The organism is Serratia sp. 14-2641, from assembly GCF_001692375.1.
GTDB classification, from domain to species: domain Bacteria; phylum Pseudomonadota; class Gammaproteobacteria; order Enterobacterales; family Enterobacteriaceae; genus Chania; species Chania fonticola_C.
The window spans coordinates 1-1,224 of sequence record NZ_LXKR01000096.1 but is presented as its reverse complement, the minus strand read 5'-3'; the positions used below and the strand labels follow the sequence as shown (position 1 = coordinate 1,224).

Here is a 1,224-nt window from a genome sequence, read left to right as displayed (position 1 = left end):
GAACGTAGCGCCCCTGCGGGGCGAGCACGGCAGCGCCGCTGCCTCAACCGTCTTTAAGACCCTGTCCTACCTCAACACCCGCGTCGGCTGAACACACTAAGATCCTCACGGTGGCACCGGCCCCGCCGCTGCGTTGACACCCGCATAAAACGAGCATGTCTGCGACATGAGCCGGCTGGCGCCGATGCCCTTTCCCTGCCCTCTGACGCCCTGTAGACTCTGCACCATGTATATTCCACGACCCGCAAAGCTGTTGTTCCAGCATGACGACGGCTGGAGCCGGTATCTCGACAAACACGGTGACACTCTCAGCGACTGGACCCAACTCGCCGTCGAGCGCATGCTCGCCTGCGGCACCTGTGCCATGGGTGTTCGCCGCTACTGCTGCGCCTCACCGGATTGCACCCATACCCGCTTCTTCTGCCAGAGCTGCAAGTCCAAAGCCTGTAGCAGTTGTGGCCTCAAGGCCACCGAGCAGTGGATTGCCGAACAGCAGCACATCCTGCCTGACTGTGACTGGCAACATATCACCTTCACCATGCCCCATCTGCTGTGGCCATTTTTCAACAACAACTGGCCGCTGCTCAACGAGCTGTTCCGCTGTGCCACCCGCCCCATGCTCCGCTGGGCCCGCCGGCAGGGTATCGAAGTGGGGATCTTCTGCGCGCTCCACACCTACGGCCGGCAGCTCAATCAGCATCCGCACATCCATGTCTCCGTCACCCGCGGCGGTCTTGACGTCAAACACCACGTCTGGCGACAGCTGTTCTTTAAAAAGAAAGCCGTCGAAGCCATCTGGCGCAACGCCGTCATTTATTTGCTGCGTGACAACTACGACCGCATCAATCCTGGCACCCTGCCAGGCCTCGGCCATATCCGTAGCGAGGACCGGTGGCACAGGTATCTGCATGCCCAATACCGGCGTTGCTGGAAAGTGCACTTCGCCAAAAAGACCCGTGGCGCCTGGCGCAGCGTGAAATACCTGGGCCGGTACCTGAAGCGCCCGCCGGTGGCGGCTTCACAGTTGCGGCATTACCGCGGAGGCGCCGTGGTCCATCAGTATTACGATCACCGCACACAGCAACACAAACGCCAGAAAATCAGCCAGGAGGAGATGCTGCAACGGTACGTCAGCCATATCCCCGCGCGGCATTTTAAAATGGTGCGGTACTACGGTTTTTTGGCCAACCGCAAGCGGGGCACGCTGCTGCCGAAGGTTTACGA

Annotated in this window: 1 protein-coding gene; it reads left to right on the top strand. The window is 60.5% G+C overall.

Annotated elements, in window-relative coordinates:
• Nucleotides 1–226 precede the first annotated feature (226 nt).
• Nucleotides 227–1,224: IS91 family transposase (locus A6U95_RS28320; RefSeq protein WP_065686933.1), on the top strand; the 998-nt coding region annotated here is incomplete at its 3' end.